The 20,898-nt window shown below is 65.8% G+C and carries 18 protein-coding genes and 2 pseudogenes; 10 read left to right on the forward strand and 10 right to left on the reverse strand.

From position 1 onward, the window contains the following. Positions 1–229: 229 nt before the first annotated feature. Positions 230–646 carry a hypothetical protein gene (locus tag ABZ293_RS29255; protein WP_355185848.1) on the forward strand — a complete coding sequence of 139 codons (417 nt, stop codon included), beginning with the start codon at positions 230–232 and terminating at the stop codon, positions 644–646. Here ABZ293_RS29255 and ABZ293_RS29260 read toward each other — a convergent pair. The 3 genes from ABZ293_RS29260 to ABZ293_RS29270 are packed head-to-tail and all read right to left on the reverse strand — an operon-like array spanning position 627 to position 2,468. Further along, on the reverse strand, positions 627–1,001 hold the full coding sequence (locus ABZ293_RS29260) for a hypothetical protein (RefSeq protein ID WP_355185850.1): 375 nt from the start codon (positions 999–1,001) through the stop codon (positions 627–629). The two genes, ABZ293_RS29255 and ABZ293_RS29260, sit on opposite strands and share 20 nt — an antisense overlap. Further along, positions 994–2,100: an amidase domain-containing protein gene (locus ABZ293_RS29265; protein WP_355185852.1), complete on the reverse strand. Its 1,107-nt coding sequence runs from the start codon at positions 2,098–2,100 to the stop codon at positions 994–996. The genes ABZ293_RS29260 and ABZ293_RS29265 overlap by 8 nt, the downstream gene beginning before the upstream one ends. A gap of 53 nt (positions 2,101–2,153) precedes the next feature. Then, the gene (locus tag ABZ293_RS29270; protein WP_355185854.1) at positions 2,154–2,468 is read right to left on the reverse strand and encodes a type VII secretion target; all 315 of its coding nucleotides are present in this window, start codon (positions 2,466–2,468) and stop codon (positions 2,154–2,156) included. A 66-nt stretch (positions 2,469–2,534) separates the two neighbouring features. Between ABZ293_RS29270 and ABZ293_RS29275 the strand changes: the two are divergent. Beyond that, positions 2,535–2,711 (forward strand): annotated as a pseudogene (locus tag ABZ293_RS29275) (IS1380 family transposase); the annotation flags it as partial. Between the two features lie 416 nt (positions 2,712–3,127). On the opposite strand, the gene ABZ293_RS29280 reads toward ABZ293_RS29275, so the two are convergent. Further along, positions 3,128–3,619, reverse strand: coding sequence for a hypothetical protein (locus tag ABZ293_RS29280; RefSeq protein ID WP_355185856.1), 492 nt, complete (start codon positions 3,617–3,619; stop codon positions 3,128–3,130). 190 nt (positions 3,620–3,809) lie between these two features. Here ABZ293_RS29280 and ABZ293_RS29285 point away from each other — a divergent pair, with 190 nt between their 5' ends. Continuing rightward, positions 3,810–5,036: a helix-turn-helix transcriptional regulator gene (locus ABZ293_RS29285; RefSeq protein WP_355185858.1), complete on the forward strand. Its 1,227-nt coding sequence runs from the start codon at positions 3,810–3,812 to the stop codon at positions 5,034–5,036. Between the two features lie 521 nt (positions 5,037–5,557). Here the strand turns inward: ABZ293_RS29285 and ABZ293_RS29290 are convergent. Further along, positions 5,558–6,169, reverse strand: a complete 612-nt coding sequence (locus tag ABZ293_RS29290) for an XRE family transcriptional regulator (RefSeq protein WP_355185860.1) — start codon at positions 6,167–6,169, stop codon at positions 5,558–5,560. A gap of 254 nt (positions 6,170–6,423) precedes the next feature. Between ABZ293_RS29290 and ABZ293_RS29295 the strand changes: the two genes are divergently transcribed. Together ABZ293_RS29295 and ABZ293_RS29300 are read left to right on the forward strand one after the other, a co-directional pair. Continuing rightward, on the forward strand, positions 6,424–7,095 hold the full coding sequence (locus ABZ293_RS29295) for an MBL fold metallo-hydrolase (protein ID WP_355185862.1): 672 nt from the start codon (positions 6,424–6,426) through the stop codon (positions 7,093–7,095). 168 nt (positions 7,096–7,263) lie between these two features. After that, positions 7,264–8,007, forward strand: coding sequence for a DUF899 family protein (locus ABZ293_RS29300; protein ID WP_355185864.1), 744 nt, complete (start codon positions 7,264–7,266; stop codon positions 8,005–8,007). 115 nt (positions 8,008–8,122) lie between these two features. Here ABZ293_RS29300 and ABZ293_RS29305 read toward each other — a convergent pair. Continuing rightward, positions 8,123–8,170 (reverse strand): annotated as a pseudogene (locus ABZ293_RS29305) (hypothetical protein); the annotation flags it as partial. Between the two features lie 469 nt (positions 8,171–8,639). On the opposite strand from ABZ293_RS29305, the gene ABZ293_RS29310 reads away from it, so the two are divergent. Further along, on the forward strand, positions 8,640–9,554 hold the full coding sequence (locus ABZ293_RS29310; protein WP_355185866.1) for an MBL fold metallo-hydrolase: 915 nt from the start codon (positions 8,640–8,642) through the stop codon (positions 9,552–9,554). Between the two features lie 103 nt (positions 9,555–9,657). Here the strand turns inward: ABZ293_RS29310 and ABZ293_RS29315 are convergent, their stop codons facing one another. Beyond that, positions 9,658–10,149 carry an inorganic diphosphatase gene (locus tag ABZ293_RS29315; protein ID WP_355185868.1) on the reverse strand — a complete coding sequence of 164 codons (492 nt, stop codon included), beginning with the start codon at positions 10,147–10,149 and terminating at the stop codon, positions 9,658–9,660. Between the two features lie 216 nt (positions 10,150–10,365). Between ABZ293_RS29315 and dacB the strand changes: the two genes are divergently transcribed. From dacB to hpt, 4 genes are all read left to right on the forward strand, one after another. Then, positions 10,366–11,805 carry a D-alanyl-D-alanine carboxypeptidase/D-alanyl-D-alanine-endopeptidase gene (gene dacB / locus ABZ293_RS29320; protein ID WP_355186016.1) on the forward strand — a complete coding sequence of 480 codons (1,440 nt, stop codon included), beginning with the start codon at positions 10,366–10,368 and terminating at the stop codon, positions 11,803–11,805. 43 nt (positions 11,806–11,848) lie between these two features. Beyond that, positions 11,849–12,937 carry a zinc-dependent metalloprotease gene (locus ABZ293_RS29325; protein ID WP_355186018.1) on the forward strand — a complete coding sequence of 363 codons (1,089 nt, stop codon included), beginning with the start codon at positions 11,849–11,851 and terminating at the stop codon, positions 12,935–12,937. A gap of 68 nt (positions 12,938–13,005) precedes the next feature. Then, the gene (gene tilS / locus ABZ293_RS29330; protein ID WP_355185870.1) at positions 13,006–14,085 is read left to right on the forward strand and encodes a tRNA lysidine(34) synthetase TilS; all 1,080 of its coding nucleotides are present in this window, start codon (positions 13,006–13,008) and stop codon (positions 14,083–14,085) included. A gap of 168 nt (positions 14,086–14,253) precedes the next feature. Next, positions 14,254–14,808 (forward strand): hypoxanthine phosphoribosyltransferase, encoded by a 555-nt coding sequence (gene hpt / locus ABZ293_RS29335; RefSeq protein WP_354960871.1) that lies wholly within the window; start codon positions 14,254–14,256, stop codon positions 14,806–14,808. A gap of 51 nt (positions 14,809–14,859) precedes the next feature. On the opposite strand, the gene ABZ293_RS29340 is transcribed toward hpt, so the two are convergent. Genes ABZ293_RS29340 through ABZ293_RS29350 form a run of 3 tightly spaced genes read right to left on the reverse strand, consistent with a single transcriptional unit; the run spans position 14,860 to position 20,575 of the window. Beyond that, the gene (locus tag ABZ293_RS29340) at positions 14,860–15,573 is read right to left on the reverse strand and encodes a cyclase family protein (protein ID WP_355185872.1); all 714 of its coding nucleotides are present in this window, start codon (positions 15,571–15,573) and stop codon (positions 14,860–14,862) included. After that, on the reverse strand, positions 15,570–17,819 hold the full coding sequence (locus tag ABZ293_RS29345; protein ID WP_355185874.1) for a serine/threonine-protein kinase: 2,250 nt from the start codon (positions 17,817–17,819) through the stop codon (positions 15,570–15,572). Before ABZ293_RS29345 ends, ABZ293_RS29340 begins: the two co-directional genes overlap by 4 nt. Then, on the reverse strand, positions 17,816–20,575 hold the full coding sequence (locus ABZ293_RS29350) for a serine/threonine-protein kinase (protein ID WP_355185875.1): 2,760 nt from the start codon (positions 20,573–20,575) through the stop codon (positions 17,816–17,818). Before ABZ293_RS29350 ends, ABZ293_RS29345 begins: the two co-directional genes overlap by 4 nt. Positions 20,576–20,898: the final 323 nt, after the last annotated feature.

Raw genomic sequence — 20,898 nt, forward strand, 5'->3', positions numbered from 1 at the left:
GCCGCGGGCGTGAACACCCGCGGCGAAGCTCGTCCAGGTACCACGGCTGCCACTCCGGCGCAGCTGGCGGGCGATCTCGCCGCCCCTCGTCTTGGGCCGAGGCCACATGTTCTCGGTCGCGGTAGCGGGGTCCGCATCGACCGGATGTCCCTTTCGCATATCCGACCTCGGCCCAGACTCGAGGTGATCAGTGGTGGCTCTGTCGTCCACTAACGGACCGTCCTCGCGGATGTCTCGGGGGCGGAGCAACTTCGACCGTGTTCTCGAAACCGACGGAGTGCTCACGAGCATCTACGAGAATCTGATCGTCGTGGCGGCCGCCGACGAGCAGTCTCCACTGCTCGAACATGAGTCGGCTGCTTTGGCGGAACGGCGCTATATCGACCGCACATTGGCCAAGGACCTTGCGGAATTGCTGTCGGAAACTCGGCGGCTCGAGGATCAGGTTGGTTCCAAACTCGTTCTGCCGCTCGGAGTTCGGCAAACTCGGGTGGCCTCAGCGCTGGCCGTGGAGGCACGGCGGACGGCCCGCACCGATATGGTCGACGTTGCCGCTGGAGCGAATTACCGGGCTGGCCAGCAGCCGTTCGATGAGTCGACCAGCGAACCTGTGGTTCCTGACCGGGTCACGCGCAGCCGGAGTTGAGCTTGTACAGGTGGATCTTGCCGATGTAGTCGTGAACGAACAACAGCCACGGCGAATCTTCGCACGCGCGCGCCGACCGGTCCACGGCGAAAGGCAGCGGCCATCGCCGATCCGACGGCTGGGGACCGCCGTATCGCTCGACCAGACGTTGATACGGCTCGCTGCCCTCGGGCGCGGAATCGACTCGGCTGTAGGTGACGTCGTCGATGCGCGGGGGCGGTGTCAGCATCCAGGTCAGCGAATCGTAGCGGGATAGGAAGAACAGCCAATCCACGACGAGAGCTGCGACAAGAACGGCTATCACCACAACCGCGGCTGTAAGCCATCTCTTGGTGCGCGTGCGTGCTTCAGTCACCGGGATACTTCACCTTGATCATGTGATAGGTCAGCGGGAAAGAACTTCCACTGCCCTGCTGGAGCGACCAGGGCACCTGCTTGTTCTCTTTCGAATGGTAGTCGACGACATCTGCCATCACCGTCTCGCCGTTCGGCATCGTCACCGGCTTCTGACCGACGTAAATCGCAGTGTGGTTGATGGTTCCGGCATTGGCGCCGTCGTTCAACTCGTACTGGACGATGTCGCCGGGTTTCAAGCCAGCCTTGCTCAGGGCCAACGGGTCGACGGAAGCAGTCGTTGTGGTGATCGCCCCGGTTTGTACCTCGGCGCCGCTGGGGGTTCCCGGTTGCGGATTGTCCCTGAGCAGATATTCGTGCAGGTTGGGCGCGCCACCCCACGTGTACGACTTATCGACTTTGAGAGCGTCGTCGTCGTAGTACCACCGGCCGTTGTCGTCGCGATGTATCTGTGGGGCGCCGCCGTCGCCCTCATCCTGAAACTCACCGGCGCGCAGGCACTGCGAGACGAAGTTGGTGCAATCCGCGTCACCCAGGTCCTCATACGCGGGATTGCGACCCAATGCCCAGCGGTCGGCGTACTCGACTGCTGCGGCTCTTGCCGGAGACAGGGCAGTGCTGCCGACGCCGATGTCAACGTTGTTGGCGATGGGCGCCATTTGGCGGATTTCGTCGATCGCCTCTTGGATCTTCGGCTTCCACTGAGCGTCGGCCTCGGCGATGGTTGTGGCGAAGCCGACGAGGCTGCTGCTGAGGTTTGCTGCCTCGTTCTCGTCGGTCATGCCATGGACGGTCCATGCCTGATCGTTGCCGATGACGACCGGCTCGACCTCGTTCAGTTTGATGAGCTGCTTGATCTGCTCGACCGAGTATTCGATTGCCTGGTAGAGGTTTTCGGACGCGCTCTCGAGATCGTAGTAGGCCGTCGCCAAGGCTCGCATTTCGCGTTGCTCTCGGTCGGCTCGGTCCTCAGCAGCGTTCTTCGCAGCACCAGACCAGTGGAGGTCGTCGTGGAGTGTTGTGTGAACCGAGGTGGACGCCTGAGCGATGGCGTCACCGATCTTGGCCGCATTGGCGGCCACATCTTTCAGTGATGCCACGTTCCACGATGTCACCTGATCCCGCGTCGGGATTGATCCTGTTGGACTCACTGTTATCGGTCCTCATGCGGATTTCCCGAGTTCAGATCGCTGAACGCCGATAATTTGGCGGCAGCCGCGGTGTCGGTGTCGGTGTATTCGGCAGCGGAGATCTTGAGGAGGTTTCCGAGTTCCTTCATTCTGGCCTGAAGTACCGCCTTGGCCTGGCGGCTGGCGTTATCGGCATCGGTGAACAAGGCGGCGCAGCCCAGTCCGTTCAACTGGGTGACGACGTTTGCGCCCCCGAGCCGAGTCCATTGCTCGACGTTGCCAGACTCCGTGAACAATTTTGTCGCCGCTGCTCGCAGGCTGGCCGGATCAACTTCCACAAGGCACCCCCTCTGGAACCGAGACTATCCCAGCAGTCGGGGATGGGCTGCTGGGGTATGGCAGTGCGGGCAGGCGGCGCCACCTTGCACCGCAAACTCGTCGACATTTCCGCCCGGCTCGCGCGCCCGCAACGCCGTCCCGTCCCGCACCTGCCCGTCAAACTGGACCTGGGCGACATATCCTGGCTTGCCTTGTGGCACAACATGATCAGCTACGTGCCACCACAAGCGGTCTGCGCCTGACCGCCCGCCCCAACCGAGGCCCGAACCGACACCGAAGTGGAAAAGCTGAGCAGACCAGCGGCTACCCCTGCCCGCGAACAACCCATCAACATATGGTGTCGCGGCCGACCTGGCCGCGACTCCACCACCAAAGCCCGTCCACGGATCGAAGCTAAACGGACCGTCCTCGCGGATGTCTCGGGGGCGGAGCAACTTCCGTCCAATACGCGTGCCGAATCGCATCCCACAACCGCGATAGTTCGGGAAATTGCTCGCGCATCTGCACCAGGTCCGGAGCCGATGCTGCGGCGAATGAAACCAAAGGCTCCTCGGACCCGTTGCATACCAGAATCATCCGAATGCGGTGGCAGTCGATCCGCCATTCGGCAAGCCAGCCGTCTATCTCGGTGCGGTGTACCTCCATTCGCGGATGTGCGCTACCGGGTTCGCACATCGTCGGAGTCCCGCGCCAGCGACTCGAGCCGGTCCAACACTTCGCGTAATGTCCCCAGTGTGGGGCTGCCGTGTATCGGTGTGCCGATCCCCGGTGTTGGCGGGTAGTCGATACCTCGCGCCGCGCCGCGTTCACGTGGGGTCATCGACTGCGGAACCAGTCGACCGGCCAGGACAAGCGTGTGCTGCGCCGCTGCTTTCCACACGCACTGATGAATACGGCACGCCCGATGCCGCTGCGCCAGCTCATGCGCCAGCTCCACATCCGCGAAATCGCACAATGGCTGCGGCACAACGAATATCTGTCGCCTAGCCACGCTATTGCGGTTGTCGACGATTTCCGGGTCGACTTCCCATCCCTCGTCGTCAACGAAAGACCATGACCCGTCGGCGCGTTCGAGATATCGCGGACTGTTCTCAGGTGCCACCGCCAGTTTGCGGGCGTCCTCGTCATCGAGTCGTGCTGGTTCTTTCACGCCTGCCCCCTTACATCGTCCGAATGGTGAGCTCCCGCCGCCGAGGTGCCGATGAGGGCCATGGCAGCGGGGCAGGAAGCACGCTAAGTGCCCGTTTCTGCGTGGTCGGGTACGGTTCGTACCCCCGCCGATGTGCCCACGTCCGGTTACGCTGGAACCACTCGAACCAGCGGGGTGAAGGGGTGAGGCGATGTACAGCCCTGACGACAGCGCGCCAGTTGGCGAGCGGATCAAGTGGCAGCGTGAGCGCATCGGTATGTCGCGGCCCGTACTGTCAGGGCTGGTCGGCCGGTCGGCCGAGTGGCTGAAGGCGGTAGAGAACGGTCGCATCCAAACTCCCCGGCTGCCAATGCTCTTGCGGATCGCGCGAGCACTCGAGCTCGAAGACCTGGCCGAGCTGACCGGCAACGACCATGCCGTACCGGTATCGGTGTTCGCTGGTGAGCGACACTCCGCGCTGAACGAAGTGCAAGCGGCACTGACCGACTTCCGGCTCAGCCCAGCGCAACGCCCAATAAGCGCCGAGCACGTGGCCGAGCGACTGCGGCAGGCGTGGCGTGTGCGCCATGCCAGCCCGGATCATCGCAGTCAGCTCGGCGCGCTACTGCCGGGATTGATCAGGGATGCGCAGCGCGCGGCGCGCTCGACCGGGGACGAACGCCGGGCCGCCCGGAGGGTATTGGCCGGTGTCTATCAACTCGCTGACTTCTACGTCGCGTATCAGCCTGCGCCCGAGCTGGTTTGGCTCGTTGCCGACCGTGCGCTGAACGAGTCGTATGAAGCCGACGACCCGTACATCATCGCGTGTAGCGCATGGGCGATGGTGCAGGCACTGCGGGACTCGGGCCGCTGGTTCGAGGCAATAGTGTTGGCGCGCAACGCGATAGATAGAATCTCGCCGTACCTGGACGGGGACGAGGCCCCCGACGACTGGCGCGGTATCGCGGGTGCCCTCGAGGCCGAGATCGCCTACGTGCACGCGCGTCGAGGCCGCTACGGCGAAGCCTGGGAACATTGGGAACGCGCCGACCGGACTGCCCGCCAGCTAGGCCGTGGGTATAGGCACGTGCAGACCTCATTCTCGATGCCGGTGATGGCGGCACACGCGACCACCCTCGGTGTAGAGCTGGGCCGACCCGGTGAAGCGTTGCGTTCCGCCAACGAATTCGACGCCGACCGGATAGTCTCGCTGCCGCGTCGGAGCCGTCATTTCATCGAAGTAGCCCGCGCCCATTTCCAGCGCGGCGAGTCGACCGCCGTCCTCGCCATGCTCGACAAGTCGGAGCGCACCGCACCCGAAACGATCCGCTACAACGGCTACGCCCGCGAGATGCTGCACGCCCTAGCGAAGCGCCCTCCGTCAGGGATGCGCGACGACGTCCGGGACCTGTGTCAACGCGTCGGCGTTGCTGGCTAGACGCCAGCCGCTCAGCTACATATTCCGGCGCAGGTGTAGAACGTTCGATCCGATCGGCGCAGCTGTCGTTGCACCATTCGACGCGTCGTCCGGTTGGTGGCACCCGCCGCCGGGTACGGCATCGACCCGGCCGGGCTGCCGGAAGCGCTCTGCGATCAGCGGTTCGCGTCAACTGGTACATCGCAGAGTTGGCCTGCGCACTGGCCGGTGTCGGGGAACCCGAAGCCGCCTCTGAACGAGCCTCGGACGCACTGCGAGTCGGGGTTGCGACGCCAGGTTCCAGGCTGACCAAATTCATTCGAGTCCTCCACCACGAGATGTCGGCGAAATGGCCGACCAACGATGCCGTCGCCGCCCTGGGCGAGGAATTGCGTCAGACCCGCTCGAAACAGGCGAGAGGGTAATTCTCGAGGTCGGGCGAATTACCGGGCTGGCCAGAGACTTTCGAGCCAGCCTGCCGATGCGGACCGCCGAGACTCGAGCGCTCTCCGTCGTGCTCCTTGGGCGATGGCTGCGGCCGTTCAGGTTCTGCGCAAGATGACCATGATGTATTCGCAGGGAGCGTTCGTTCGGTTGGCGAAGCCGTGATCCGCGTCGGCCTGGAAGAACAGGGAGTCGCCTGCGTTCAGGGTCTCGCTGATCCCGCCGATCGCGACGGTGAGGGTGCCTTCGAGCACCACGAGTTGTTTCTCCGTACCCGGCGGATACGCGGGCAGCAGCCCGGTAGAGACCTGTGCGGGGAGGTAGTGGACGACCATCTCGGCTCCGCCCGCGCCCGGGGCCGCTGACACGATGTGCCGTTCGAAGCCGGTTTCCGGGTCACGGAAAACGGGGCGATCCTTCTTGCGCATAACAACGGCCACACCAGACGCGGTGGCAGCTGCCCCACCGATCAGGTCCGACAGCGACGCGTCGAGCGCGTGGGCGATCCTGGACGCGACGCCGATCGTCGGGCTCTTCTCACCGCGTTCGACCTTGGACAGCATCGCCCGGCTGACCGACGACTGTGTGGACAGCTGCTCCAGCGTCAGGCCCGCCTCCTCGCGGCGTCGCCGCACGTTGGCGCCGAACGCGCCGGCCAGGTCGTCACCGTGCTGTGGTTCAGCCGCGTTTCCGTCTTGCTCGACCACCATGCTCCTCGATCGATGAGTACTTTGCTGCCCACAGTGTAGATTTCTCCTAAAGAAGATGTATTCTTCTATCGGAGACGCGCGATATGCGCCAACACGATGGAGGTTCCATGCGTTTGATCTCGAGTGGCCGGCACCATGCCACGTTCGAATTCGGCGATCTGCAGGTGATCTCGTTGCGAGACGGGTACATCGACATGCCGCCGACACGGCTCCGCGACGAGGACGGGCGCACGCTCGATGAGCTGCCAGCCGCCGTGCCGCTGGCCGGCGACAACTTGCGGCTGTCGGTCAACGCCTTCTTCGTCACCGACGGCACTCGGTCGGTTCTCATCGACACCGGCGCGTCCAACGTCTGGCACGACCCCACCATGGGATTGATCTACGACGCGCTCGACGAAGCGGGGATCGACCGCGCGCATGTCACCGATGTGGCCATCACTCACAACCATGAAGACCATGTGAGCGGCCTGATTGCGCCGGACGGTTCAGAGGCGTTCAGCAAACTCGAGCGCGTGTGGATCGGCGCGGGCGACACCACGGTGTTCACCGGGCGGCTCGAGCCGATCCGCGACCGGGTGGTACCCGTGTCGGAGAAGGTCGCGATCAATGACTGGACCACCGCGATCCCGACACCGGGCCACACACCCGGTCACACCATCTACGACGTGAGGAGCGGCACTGGCCACCTGCTCGTGTGGGGCGACACCGTTCACGTTCCCACGCTCCAATTCGATCAGCCGAACGTGTCCTGGGAGTTCGACGGCAACCAGTCTCAGGCCCGCGCCGCGCGAGCGACCCTCCTCGAACAACTGACCCAGCCACACCACTTCGTAGCCGGAGCCCACCTCGACTCACCCGGCATCGCCCGGGTAACCCCCTCCGGCAATGGTTATGCGCTGGAATACCTCGCACCTCCGATCGGCTGATCGAGCCTGTCGGCTCGGGGCGGCGCTGGAGTCGGCAGGACCTGCGGTGGCAGCACCTCATCGCACGTGGCCGCACGAAGGGCTCCTAACGCTGTGAGGTGCGGCCGCACGACCGAGTAGGGTCCGAACGAGGGTGAGGTCGATCACATACCGGTCGAGGAGGTCTGTATGTCGATAGCTTTTCCAAACGAGTCGCGGGAGTATCGCGAAGCGCGTGACGCGCTGCTGGAACGGGAGATCGAACTCCGGCGGCAAATGGAGGCCGTCGTGGCGCAACGGAGATCATTACCGCCCGGCGGCGAGGTCCCCGAAGACTATGTGTTCGACCGAATCGGCGACGACGGTGCCGGCACGACGGTGCGCATGTCCGAGCTATTCGGCGATAGCGACACGCTGATGCTCTACCACTACATGTTCCCGCGCCACCCCATGGATGATCGCCCCAGACCGACGCGCGGTATCTTCTCGGAACTGCCCACGGCCGAAGGACCGTGCCCCTCGTGTACCGCGCTGATCGACACGTGGGACGGCACGACGCCCCATTTCGACGATTTGGGTGGCAATTTGGCGATCGTTGCAAAGGCCCCGATCGAGCGGGTAGCGGCGTTCGCGCAGGACAGGGGGTGGCGGAACACCCGGCTGCTGTCGGCGGCGCACTGCAATTTTCGCCGTGATTATGGCGGCGACGGTGCTGACGGTCACCCGGTACCGCTGCTGACCGTCTTCAAACTCTGGCCCGACAGCACAATACGGCTGCACTGGGCAAGCGAACTCATGTTCGCGCCACCGGATGGTCCGGGGCAGGCCCCAAGGCACCCGGACACAGTGGAGCCGCTCTGGACACTGTTCGATCTGGCCACAATGCCCCGGTTCCGGGAATGGCGAGTTCGACACCTGCCCGCGAATTGGTGACGACACTGATCCACAGGTTGTCCCATCCGCGTGATGCGGTGGGCGCGGTGTCGGTAGTCCGTTGCCACACAACAGTTTTGGTCAATCGGCAGAAGATGTCGTAGACCGTCATCGGCGGCGGGAGGTCGGTGGGCAGTGCCTGCCAGGCGATACCGCCGCGCACCAGGTAGCGGATTGCCTCTCACCGCGCCATCTTTGCCGCCGGTGTTGCCCGGTGCGGGGAGCAGCGGTCCGAGCAGCGCCCCACTGCTTGTCGCTACCCGAGGGCGGATACGCCGGACACGACGACTTCGGCGACACGCCGTGGGCGCCGGGCATGACCAACGCAGACAACTCGGCAATACTGGCGCACGAACTCCTGGCAGGACATGGTCTCGGCAACCGCTGATCTGCAGGACCTCGTTCAGTCGAAGAGCTCGATGCTCGGGAAAACCTGTCATGAGGTCGATCCTGCGGGTGGACTCGAGCAACGGAATCCCACCACCCCCACCGGGATTCACCGTCAGACGCGCCGCTCTCAACGCCGGGAGAAATCAGGCATCGCCCAAGAGTGTCCCTGCCAGGAACCAGGTTGGCGGCCACATCACGCCGCCAACCTCGATCCCTACCAACTGATCAGGAGGGAGACGAACATGAGCTCGGACAACACCGCACACCCCGCTAGGCCGGCACCCGACGAGTTGACTCAGTCGCGCTACGCGCTGCAGGTCGGCGAGATCGACGTGCTGGTGATCAGCGATGGGGTGTTGCCGCTGCCGGCCGAGGTTTTGTCCACCAACGCCGACCCGGGCGTCCGGGTGGCCTATCTGGACGACATGTACCTGCCGCGGGACCTGCTCGAGTTGCCGCTGAACGTGGTCGTGGTGCGTAGCGGCGGCCGGACCATACTCATCGACGCTGGGCTGGGGGTGGAGTTTCCGGACTTCTCGCGGGCCGGGCGGTTGGCCCAGCGACTGGACGACGCCGGCGTCGCTCCCGCGTCCGTGACCGACGTGGTGCTCACCCACTTGCACATGGACCACGTTGGCGGGCTGCTCGCCGACGGGCTGAGGGGCCGGCTGCGTCCGGACCTGCGCGTCCACCTGGCGGCCGCCGAGGCCGAGTTCTGGGAGTCGCCCGATTTCTCCCACACCTCCATGCCGCCGGAGGTGCCGGACGTGCTTCGGTCCGCCGCCTCGCGGTTCTTGGACGAGTACCGCGGCCAGCTGCGGCCGTTCGAGACGGAGTACGAGGTGGCGCCGGGGGTGGTCGTCGCTCGCACCGGCGGCCACACCCCCGGGCACAGCGTGGTCCGCCTGGCATCCGGCGGCGACCGGCTGACGTTCGCTGGCGACGCGGTGTTCTCGGTCGGGTTCGAACACCCCGACTGGTTCAACGGCTTCGAACACTATCCCGAGGAGGCGGCCCGCGTCCGGGTCGAACTTTTGCGGGAGCTGGCGGCGACCGGCGAGCCGCTGGTGGCCACGCACCTGTCGTTCCCGTCGGTCGGCCGGGTGGCGGTCGACGGCGACGTCTTTCGTTGGGTACCGGCCTGGTGGGGGTACTGACCGCTGCCGAGCCATATCTGCTGCAGCGAAAAGAAGGCGGGAAGTCCGAAGGACTTCCCGCCTTCTTGGCGGGCAGGCGAATCGTCCACCCGCCCAATAAGACTCAGTGGCCGCCGTTTTCCTGCAGGCGCTTGAAAGAGGCCTCGATCTCGGCTTCGGCCTCGGCGCGACCGACCCACTCCGAGCCCTTGACGAACTTGCCCGGTTCCAGGTCCTTGTAGCGCTCGAAGAAGTGCTTGATCGCGGCCAGTTCGAACTCCGGCACATCGGCCAGGTCCTGGATGTGATCCCAGCGCTTATCGCCCGCGGGCACGCACAGGACCTTATCGTCGCCGCCCTTCTCGTCGACCATCTTGTACATGGCGACCGGGCGTACCTCGATCAGGCAGCCGGGAAATACCGGCTCCGGCAGCAGGACCAGCGCGTCCAGCGGGTCGCCGTCCTCACCGAGGGTGTTCTCGATGTAGCCGTAGTCGGCCGGGTAGACCATGGACGTGTAAAGGAACCGGTCGAGCCGGACCCGGCCGGTCTCGTGATCGACCTCGTACTTGTTCCGAGAACCCTTGGGGATCTCGATGGTGACGTCGAACTCCACGCCATCTCCTTACTCGGTGCTTCTGTATGGACTGTCGCAAGCCGTCGTTGGAACGCCGACTCGACAGGTGTTCGGGGGGAACGGTGCCGCAACGAGGATAGTGTGGTCCGCGGGCACTTGGGTGCGGTAGGTGGGTGGCCCCGGCGACTGTTCGAGGTCACGGGAAACGACTACGACAGAGACGGCGGGCACGTGGTGGGTGGCAGCAGCAGGAATATCGGTGGCTTGGCCGCCAAGCGGCGCCGAAATATCTGGATCGGCGTCGCGCTCACGCTGGCTTTGCTGCTCGGTGCCGTGGCAGGCGTAGTGATTGCGCTGAAGCCGTGGACCGAGGAATTCCGGCACGGCGGGCTGAAGATCGCCGCGCCACCCGCACCCGTAAAGCCGATTCCGCAGGTAGCGCCCGCGCCGTCGAATGCGTCCGCACCCACCGCGGCCGGTATCGCCGCAGCGCTCGCCCCGGCGGTCGCCAATCCCGATCTCGGGGCATTCGCCGGTGAGGTCACCGACGCCGCCTCGGCGACGGTGCTGTGGAGTGCGACGCCCGATAAGCCGATGATCCCGTCCTCCACCGCCAAAGTTCTCACCACCGCGGCCGCCCTGCTCACGCTGCCGTCGGATCACCGGGTGAGCACCCGCGTCGTCACCGGATCGGCGCCCAATGAATTGGTGCTGGTCGGTGGTGGTGATCCGACGCTGACCGCGCAGCCCGACGGCAACGGGTACTACCCGAACGGGCCGCGGCTGTCGGATCTGGTGGCGCAGATCAGGTCCTCCGGCCACGCCGTCGACACCATCGTGGTCGACACCTCCGCATACGCCGGTGCGCCGATGGCTCCCGGCTGGGATCCGGTCGATATCGGCGAGGGCTCCATCGCGCCGATGGATCCGGTGATGCTCGACGGCGGCCGCCTCGATCCGCTGGTGGAGTACTCACCGCGCACCCCGACTCCGGCCCTGGCCACCGGCCAGCGCCTGGCCGTCGAACTCGGACTCGATCCGGCCAAGGTGCGGATCGGCAATGCCGCCGCCGATGCCACGGAAATCGCGAGTGTCCAGTCCGCGCCGCTGCGCGACCGGCTGCGCGACACGATGGTCCACTCCGACAATGTGCTCGCCGAGGCCATCGGCCGCGAGATCGCGGTGGCGAGCGGCAATGAGCCCTCGTTCACCGGAGCCGTCGCCGCACTCGAGACCGCCCTCGGCAAAGCCGGATTCGATATCACCGGCCTCTCGATGCGCGATGCCAGCGGCCTGTCCACCGAGGACCGGGTGCCACCGCGACTGCTCGACAAGATCATCGCCACCGCGGCGAAGCCCAGCGGCGCCAATGCCGTACAGCCGAGCAACACCATGGCAAGGCCGGAAACCGATCGGATCGCGGTCACCTTGGCGCCGATGCTCGACGATCTGCCGATCGCGGGTGCGACCGGGTCGCTGATCAGCCGTTATGTCACGCAGAACCGGGGTGGTGCGGGCTGGGTGCGGGCCAAGACCGGAACTCTGTCGGTGGCGAGCACGTTGGTCGGTTATGTGCTGGACAGCGACGGGCGGGTATTGACCTTCGCACTGATGTCGAACGATCGGCCACCGGAGCTGAGTCGTCCCGCATTGGACGCCATCGCTGGCACGCTGCGTAACTGTGGATGCTCGTGACGGGTGGTTGACCATGTTCGAAGGCACTGACAAACCTGGCGTTATGCCCGCCGTGGATTCGGGTGCGGATGCTCCGGCCGAGCGCAGGCGCTCCGGATTCTCGGGCGCGGTCGATTGGCGACTCGCGGCGCGCACCGGTGCGGCCCTGGTGCCGTCCGGCCCACGGACCTCACGGTATTCGGCCGAACAGGTGGTCAGCGAACTCGCCGATGCCTCGGTGCGCGCGGAGGGGCCGGTTCGTGAGGTGAGCGGACTGCTCGACAACAAACCGGTGCCCTCGGCCCGCGTCGTCGATCGGCCCGGCTGGATCACCGCCGCGGCCGACTCCATGTCCCAGCTGACCGGCACCGGCGCGCAGTCCTCGGATAAGGGCCTGCTGTCCGGCAAACCCGCCGGTGTGCAGGCAGGCGCGATGCTGGCCTTCCTCTCCACCGCGATCCTCGGCCAGTACGACCCGTTCACCGGACCCGATGGGACGCTGCTGCTGGTGGCGCCGAACATCATGGCCGTGGAGCGCGCACTCGGGGTTGCGCCCACCGACTTCCGCTTCTGGGTCTGCCTGCACGAGGTGACCCACCGGGTGCAGTTCTCCTCCGCGCCGTGGTTGACCGACTACATGCGCGCCAATGTCGACATCCTCGGCGAGGTCGGCGACGAACCGCTGGCCGATATGCTCGGCCGACTCGTCGACGAGGTGCGCGACCGTCGTCGCGGCACGGCTGCGGACGATCCGAATTCGCGCGGTGTGGTCGGGCTGCTGCGGGCCACCCAAGCTCCGGCGCAGCGCGAGGCGCTGGACCGGCTGCTGATGCTCGGCACGCTGTTGGAAGGCCATGCGGACCACGTCATGGACGCGGTCGGCCCGGCCGTCATCCCCACGGTCGAACACATCCGCGCTGCCTTCGACAAGCGCCGTAAACGCCCGTCCAACCCGCTGCAGCGGATACTTCGTGCACTGCTCGGGGTGGACGCGAAGGTCGCCCAGTACGTCCGCGGCAAGAAATTCGTGGACGCCGTGGTGGACCGCGTCGGCATGACCCAGTTCAACACCGTCTGGACCAACCCCGAAACCCTCCCTCGCCCAGACGAAATCGAAGACCCCCAACGCTGGATCACCCGCGTACTCGCCTGATCCGCGTCGTCGCCCCCTGGGCGGTTGCCGTATATAGGCTCCGATCGGTTCGGCGGTAGTCTCCGGGTATGACGCGTGCGGCTGGCGGGGCGCCGGGGAGTTCGCGGCGGCTGCCCGAGACCGGGGCGGTGCTCGAGGTTCGGCGCGCGGTGCGGGGGTGGCTGGCCGATTATGCGCCGGACGCGGGGCAGGGCGTGGCGGTCGCGTTGTCCGGCGGTGCGGATTCGCTGGCGCTGACCGCCGCTGCGGTGGTCGAGGCCGCCGCGGTTGACGCGCTCGTCGTCGATCATCAGCTGCAGTCCGGATCGGACAGGGTTGCGGCCGAGGCCGCGGCGAAGGCATTGTCGCTCGGATGTCGGTCGGCACATGTGCTCCCGGTTGCAGTGGGCAGTGCCGGGGGACTGGAGGCGGCGGCGCGCCGGGCTCGGTATGCGGCGCTCGATGCGGCACGCGGCGGGCTACCCGTCCTGCTCGGGCACACCCTCGATGACCAGGCCGAAACCGTATTGCTCGGACTCGCGCGGGGTTCGGGTGGGCGGTCGATTCAGGGGATGGCGGCATTCGCGGAGCCTTGGGGGCGGCCGCTGCTCGGGGTGCGGCGGGCGGTGACCAGGCAGTTGTGTGCCGATCTCGGGTTGACCCCGCACGAGGATCCGCACAATTCGGCGCCGGAATTCACCAGGGTGCGGTTGCGCCATGAGGTGTTGCCGTTATTGGAGGAGGTACTCGGCGGCGGGGTCGCGGGGGCGCTGGCCCGCACGGCCGAGCAGTTACGTGACGACGGTGCGGTACTCGACGCGCTGGCCGACGAACTGCTGCACGTCGCGAGTGCGGCTCCGGTGCGTGCGGGCGGGCCGAGCGGGGGTGACGGTCCTCACAATGACGGCGCGGACAGTGATTGCCCGACCCTCTCGATCGAGACACTCGCCACTGCCCCCGCGGCATTGCGCCGACGCGCGATTCGTGCATGGCTGCGGGTCGGTGGTGCTAAAGCGCTGACCAACAAGCATTTACAGGCGGTTGACGAATTGATTACCGCATGGCGCGGTCAGGGCGGCGTCGCCGTCGGCGGCGGAGCGCCGGGTAGCAGGTTGGTCGCGGCGCGCGAACATGGCAGGCTGACTTTGCGTTTGCATGCGAGCCGATGACACATAATGGATCGACCGGAAGCGACGCCCGCGGCGCGCACGACGGGCCCGGAGAGACAGGTACAGTCGGCCGCAGGCCGTCCGTTGAGGGTGGCGATGGGCGACGGGCGGGCCCACGAAGGGCCCTGGAACGCCGCCGACACAACACCGGAAGGGAAACCAACTGACGTGTACGAGGGCGATATCGCGTCGGTGCTGATCACCGAGGAAGAGATTGCGGCCAAGACCCAGGAGCTGGCCGAACTCATTGCCAAGCGCTATCCGGCCGATGCCCCCGAGGGTGATCTGCTGCTCGTCGGCGTCCTCAAGGGCGCGATCTTCTTCATGACCGACCTTGCCAAGGCATTGCCGATTCCCACGCAGATGGAATTCATGGCGGTCTCCTCTTATGGATCTTCGACCTCGTCCTCCGGCGTCGTGCGCATCATGAAGGATCTGGACAAGGACATCGCGGGCCGCAATGTGCTGATCGTCGAGGACATCATCGACTCCGGTCTCACGCTGTCCTGGCTCAAGCGCAATCTGTCCACCCGCAATCCGGCCTCACTCGAGGTCGTCACCCTGCTACGCAAACCGGACGCGCTACGCACCCATGTGGACGTCGCCCATGTCGGCTTCGATATCCCGAATGAATTCGTCGTCGGCTACGGCCTCGATTACGCGGAGCGCTACCGCGACCTGCCCTATATCGGCACCCTCGACCCGAAGGTCTACGGCGGCTGATTCAGCCCGCCGTCGCGGTGCACACCGCAACCGTCGCGGTTCGACCAGCACTCATGGCATGAGCGCGAATATCGTTGCGGGCGAACCCGACCCGCCCCGATAGAGCGCGCCGCCAACGAGCACCCAGGCCCCTGTCGCGGGCAGTTCGGCGAGATTTGCCAGACACTCCAGGCTGATCCGGTGCTCGCGATACAGCAGCTTCGATGCCGCATAGCTATCGTCGCTCCCCAGATCCGGGCCGAAGGTATCGATGCCGAGTGCCCCGCGCCGCCCGAGCCGCCCGGTCCGCAATAGCCATTCGACCGTCTGGACCGCGAATCCCGGCTGATGGTAGGCACTTTCGTCGGTGCCGATGAACTCCGGCGTCCCCCATTTCCCGTCCCACCCGGTCCACGCCACTACCGCCGACCCATCGGGAATGCGCCCGTGCCGACTTTCCCACTGCTTCAGGTCATCGACGCTGATCGCATAATCCCGATCGTGCGCACACTGATCCCGCACGTCGATTTTCACCGCGGGCAGCAATAAATCCTCGAGGTCGAGTTCGTCGGCGGCCAGCCCGTCGACATGGAAGTGAATCGGTGCGCCCCAATGGGTTCCGGTGTGCTCGCCCTGCTGGATATGGCGCAGGTAATAGCCGTCGTTCGCCACCGTCGCGGCGATATCGGTGCGGAATTCCGGATCACCGGGAAATAGCGGTGTCGTCGCCGGATCATGCACATGGGACAGACTGACCAGCCGCCCGAACGGCCGCGCGGTGGTCATCGCTGCCGTTGCGGAATCGCCCGCGCCAGGGCCAGCAGATCGGCCTCGAGCATGCGGAACAACCGATAGCTGAGCACGAACGCCAGGATGCCACCCACGCTGAGCACCCGCACTGGAAAGAGGACCAGATTCAGATCGGCGGCGTCGACGAAGGTCGCACTGGCCACGCTGAGCAGCGGGACCGACGCGGCCACACCCAGATAGAAATTGCCGCGCGCGGCGACCTTGCGCAATTGCCGTGCGTCCTTGGCGCCGATGCCGCCGCGCACCAGCAGCTGCGGATACACCGACCGCACCGCGAAGATCATGATCGGGAAGAACGGGTAGGCGAGTGCGATCGCGGCGCAAACCAGCTGTGCGGCAAAGAAATGAAAGAAGGTCTGCCGTGGCAGATCGACGCCGGAGAAGGCGAGTGCCAATGGCCATCCCACCCCGGAGACCAGCCAGAAGCCGAACGGCACCCAGACCGCCCAGTCACCCATGTGCAAGGTGTCACGCCGCGCCGCGGCCAGCAGGCGCGGGGAGTATTCGCGACCGCGCGAGAGTCGCAATCCGATGGTCAGCGGACGGCGGGTGAGGAACAGCAGCAGCAGTGCGGCGATCGGGAAGGTGATCAGATTATTGATCAGACCCACCGTGGCGAACCGTTCCTGATCGGCCACCGACATCCGATCGATGACCAGCGACTGGTTCAGGTTGATGTTGTACAGGCTGGCGAGCACATTCGGCACGCCGATGCACAGCCCGAGGATCGGCAGCAGCCAGCGGCGCGCCCGATAGGCCAGGCTGGTCGGTGCCGGATCGACCAACTCCCTGGCGCGGGCGTCGAGGCACAGATCGAGTTGCGCGGCGAGTTCGGCGCCATTGCCCCAGCGCCGTTGCGGATCCGCCTGCAGACATTCGAGCAGCACCCGGCGCAGGGCGCTCGGGGTGTCCGCGGGCAGTTGCGCCAGCGCCGCGTCGGTGACGCCGCGCTCGCGCAGGCGCACCATGGTCGCGAAGGTTTCGGCGCGGGCATCCGGATCGGCGGGCATCGGCGGATCGTCGAAGGGGGCCGCGCCGGTGAGCAGTTCCCACAGCAATGCGCCGAGGGAAAAGATATCGCTGCGCGGACCCGGTGCCGGGGCGGTCGGGTCGAGCAGTCCGGCCAGCTGTTCCGGGGAGCGGTACGGCAGTGAATCCGGTTCGACCGCTACCGAATTCGTCACCGCTCGCGGCGCGGCCGTACGCACCGCGAAATCGGCGAGTTTGGGTATGCCCTCGGCGGTGAACAGCACATTGGCCGGTTTGATATCGCGGTGCAATACGCCGCGCTGCTCGGCGTAATTGAGCGCGTCCGCCAGTCGCCTGCCGATCCAGGCGACCGTCTCCGGCCAACTGAGTGTGGCGATTTCGGCGCGCACACTCGAATCGGCCGGGCGGATTTCGCCTTTGGCTTCCATGGCCGTATCGATGGCGCGCAGTAGCAGGACGCCACCGTCGGTCTCCGCACCACGCCGACGCTGCTCGAGCACCCCGGCCGCCGTGCCACCGGGCAGGTACTGCATGTAGACCAGACGCGTCGATGCGGTTGTCTCCGGTTCTGCCTCCGGTGTGGCGGTGACCAGGCGCTGATCGAAAACCCGCACCAGATGCGGGTGGTCCAGTTGCGCCATGCTGTGCCCGCCAGCCGCCCGACCGGCCGAAAGCCGCACGGCGACGAGGCGCTGCATGGATCGCTGCCGGGCGAGGAAGACCCGGCCGAGTGTGCCGGTGCCCAGATCGGTGAGCAGATCGAAGTCGTCGATGCGGCGGCCCGGACGCAGGTCGGCGACCAGCGCGGCCCCGCGCTCGGTATCCGCCGCGGTATCGCCCGCGTCTGTGAATTCGGTCAGCCGCGCGCGGAGGTCCGGCGCCAGCTCCGGATATTCGGTGAGGAATTCTTCCAGTTCGAGCGGGCCGTACCGGCGCCGGGCCAGGAACTCCTCGCAGATCAGGTCGACTAATCCCGCACTGTCCTCGACCTCGGGAAATTCCTTGCGGTACTCGGTAATGCGTTTGCCGAGACCGGCCCGGTCCCAGCGATGACGCAGGTCTATCCGGACCAGATCGGTGAGTATCGCCAGCCGCACCTGGGTGCCGTCGGGGACGTATTCGGCGATCAGGGGCGGTTCGGTCCGGTCGCCACGAAGGCAGCGCTGCCAGTCTTCGGTGAATTGTCTGATGGGGTCGGTCTCGCCGCGATACGCGAAATCGGCAGATGTCACGATGGCTGCTCCAACGCGGCGCGTGTGCCGCGCTCCCGCCCTGCCGACACCAGTTCCCGGTCCAGGGTTTCCTGGGGCGCAACTACCCGCTCCAGTGCGCGCAGATCGGCCTCCAGCGCGCGGAAGAGCAGGTAGGAGCCGATGAAGGCGATAATGCCGCCCACACACAGCACACGCACCGCGGCGATCACCATCGGAATATCCTCCGGTGGTAGGAAGGTCACCCCGGCCACCGCGAGCAGCGGCACCGATGCCGCGACCGCCAGATACAGATTGGCACGGCGGTCCAGACCGCGCAGCCACACCGCGTCCTCGGTGCTGATCTCCCCGTGCCGCAGGAAGATCGGATAGATGCAGCGGACCATGTAGAAGCAAACCAGGAAGAACGGGTACGCCACCGCGATCGCACCACACACCACGATCGAGGTGAGGAAGTGCAGCAGCGCGCGTGCCGGCACATCCCCGGCCGCTGCATCCAGCGCGATCGGGAAGGTGAACCCGGCGATGACCCACAGCGAGAAGACGACCACGACAGCCCTATCGCCGAACAGTAGGGAATCCGCTCTGGCCAGCCGGAGCGTCTCCGAATCGTACCGTCGCCCTCGGCGCAGCCCGTACGGCACCGTCATCACTCTTCGGCCCATATAGAGGATCAGCGTCGCGCCCAGCGGGAAGAAGATGCCGTTCACCACGGTGGTGATGATCATGAACGTGCGCCCGGCATCGGCGGGCAGCCGGTCCACGATCAGATGCTGGTTGTGCTGGATGTTGTAGGCCGAGGCGAGGATATTCGGGATCCCGATGGCCAGCGTGACGATCACGAGTCGCCACATACGCATCCGCAGCCGCCAACTGCCAGGCGGCGGGTCGACCAGATCCCGGGCCCTGGCGTCCAAGCACAGATCGAACTGCTTGGCCAGCACCGCGCCATTGGACCAGCGCCGCGTCCGATCCGATTCCAGACAGGTCAGCAGCACCCGCCGCAGCGCCGCTGGGCAGTTCGCCGGAACGCGTTGCAGCGCAATCTCATCCACCCCGGAGGTGCGGCGTTCCAGCATGCCCTCCAGTGCCGTATCGTCGCCGTGTTCGGTCGCGGTCGCGGTGGAATCATCGAACGGTTTCGCGCCGGTCAGCAATTCCCAGAGCACCACACCGAGGGCGTAGATATCGGAGCGGGTGTCCAGATCCTCGGCGGTGCGCTCGCGGCCGGGATGGCAGGCCTCCAACTGCTCGGGTGACATATACGCCAGCGATCCGCCGAAATAGGCGACCGGACTGGTGCCAGCCACATTGCGGCTGAAGCTGATATTGAAATCGGCCAGTTTCGGTACCGCTTCGGCGGTGAGCAGGATATTGGCCGGTTTCACATCCCGGTGCAGCACGCCGTGCGCGGAGGCGTACTCCAGTGCCTCGGCCAGTCTGCGGCCCAGCCAGGCCACGGTTTCCGGCCAGCTCAGTCCAGCGATCTCGGTGCGCACGCTGGAATCGGTCGGCCGGATCTCGCCCTTCTCCTCCATGGCCGCGTCGACCGCGTCGAGCAGCAGCTGGCCGGTGCGTTCGGCGGGCGGGGTCGCGCGCAGCCAGCGCAGCACGCCGAGCAATGTGCCGCCGGGCAGAAATTGCATGTACAACAACCGGAGTCGGCGCATGGCCGGATCGCGGGCGTCCTCCGAGCCGAGCAGCCGCTGATCGAAGACGCGCACGATGTAGTCGTGATCCAACTGGGCCAGGGTCTGCGGTTCGGTGCCGCGGTCGGCGGAAATCTTCACCGCGACCAATCGCTGCAATGACCGCTGCCTGGCCAGGAAGACGCGGGCAAAGGCGCCGCTGCCGAGCCCGGTGAGCAGATCGAAATCGTCGATGCGCTGGCCGATCTGGATCTGGTCGAGCGCGTCGAAGGTCCCCGGACCGTTGCCGACCGTGGTCCGGGTGGCGGTCGAGGTCCCGATCGAATCGATGGCTGCCGTTTCGCTCGGGTCGATGGCTGCCGTCGCGTTCGGGTCGATGGCTGCGGTTGCGTTCGGGTCGATGGCTGCCGTTGCGTTCGAATCGACGGTTGCGCGGGTCACGTCATTAGCACGATCAGACCCCTTGCTTTGGTTCAGCTGGGTCGATTCGTTCAGTTCGTTGTATTGCGCGGTCCGGGTCTGCTCAGCGGCCGCGCGAGTTCTGGCCAACTCGGTCAGTACGGAATCCTCCAGCACCGCCCGTCGAGTGCTCTGATCGAAGTCGTCGGCATTGAGCAACACGCGCAATTCGGCCGCTTGTTCGGGATATTCCCGTAGACAATCCTTGGGGTCGACGCGCTCGCCGCTTTGCCTGCGGATGACGAACTCTTCATAGACCAAACCCGCTGGAATACCATCCGGTTCGAGTTCGGGGAACTCGGCGCAGTAGTCGAAAAGGCGCTTGCGTGCGGTGGGGTCGCTACTGGATTCGCGGCGTTCCTGGGGCGATGCTCGCTCGGTTACCGGCTGGGTATCCGTCGCGCGTGCCGCAGCGCTGCGCCGGATCCAGCGATGTCGCAGGTCGACGCGGATCAATTCGATCAGTGCCGCCTGGCGCAGGGACTCCGCATCGGGCAGAAACTCGGCGATCTCCGGCGGTCGGCTGGTGGATTCCCAGCTGGCCGATTCCCATGCGGCGGAGAACGCCCCGACAACGTCGTTATCGGTGTGCAGCAGCGGTCCACCCCAATCGCGGGTCGGATCGGAGTCGAGACCGGGTCGGTAAGTCTTTTCGGAATCTGCACTCATTTTCGGACCTAGCTGCTGAGCGGATCCAGAGAATCCGCAGTGTTCGGTCGGTGGATGTACCGATGAATTTTCCGCCACACCCGACGCCATCGTCCCCCGAGCAGTAATCGGAATGATAACTTGCGGCTCAACAGCGGATCACCCGATTTCGACAACCACGCGACGGGGAAGAACCAGCACATGCAAAAAGCAGCCACGGGCACGAAGGCGGTAGCCGAACGTGACCGCAAAGCCATGACTCCGGCAGCCGAGCCCCCGGAGGTGCAGACCGCCAACGGGGTGTCCGGTGCGGCGGCCGACGCCGTGCATACTTCGATGGAATC

This window comes from Nocardia sp. NPDC005998, from assembly GCF_040614395.1.
Classification (GTDB): domain Bacteria; phylum Actinomycetota; class Actinomycetes; order Mycobacteriales; family Mycobacteriaceae; genus Nocardia.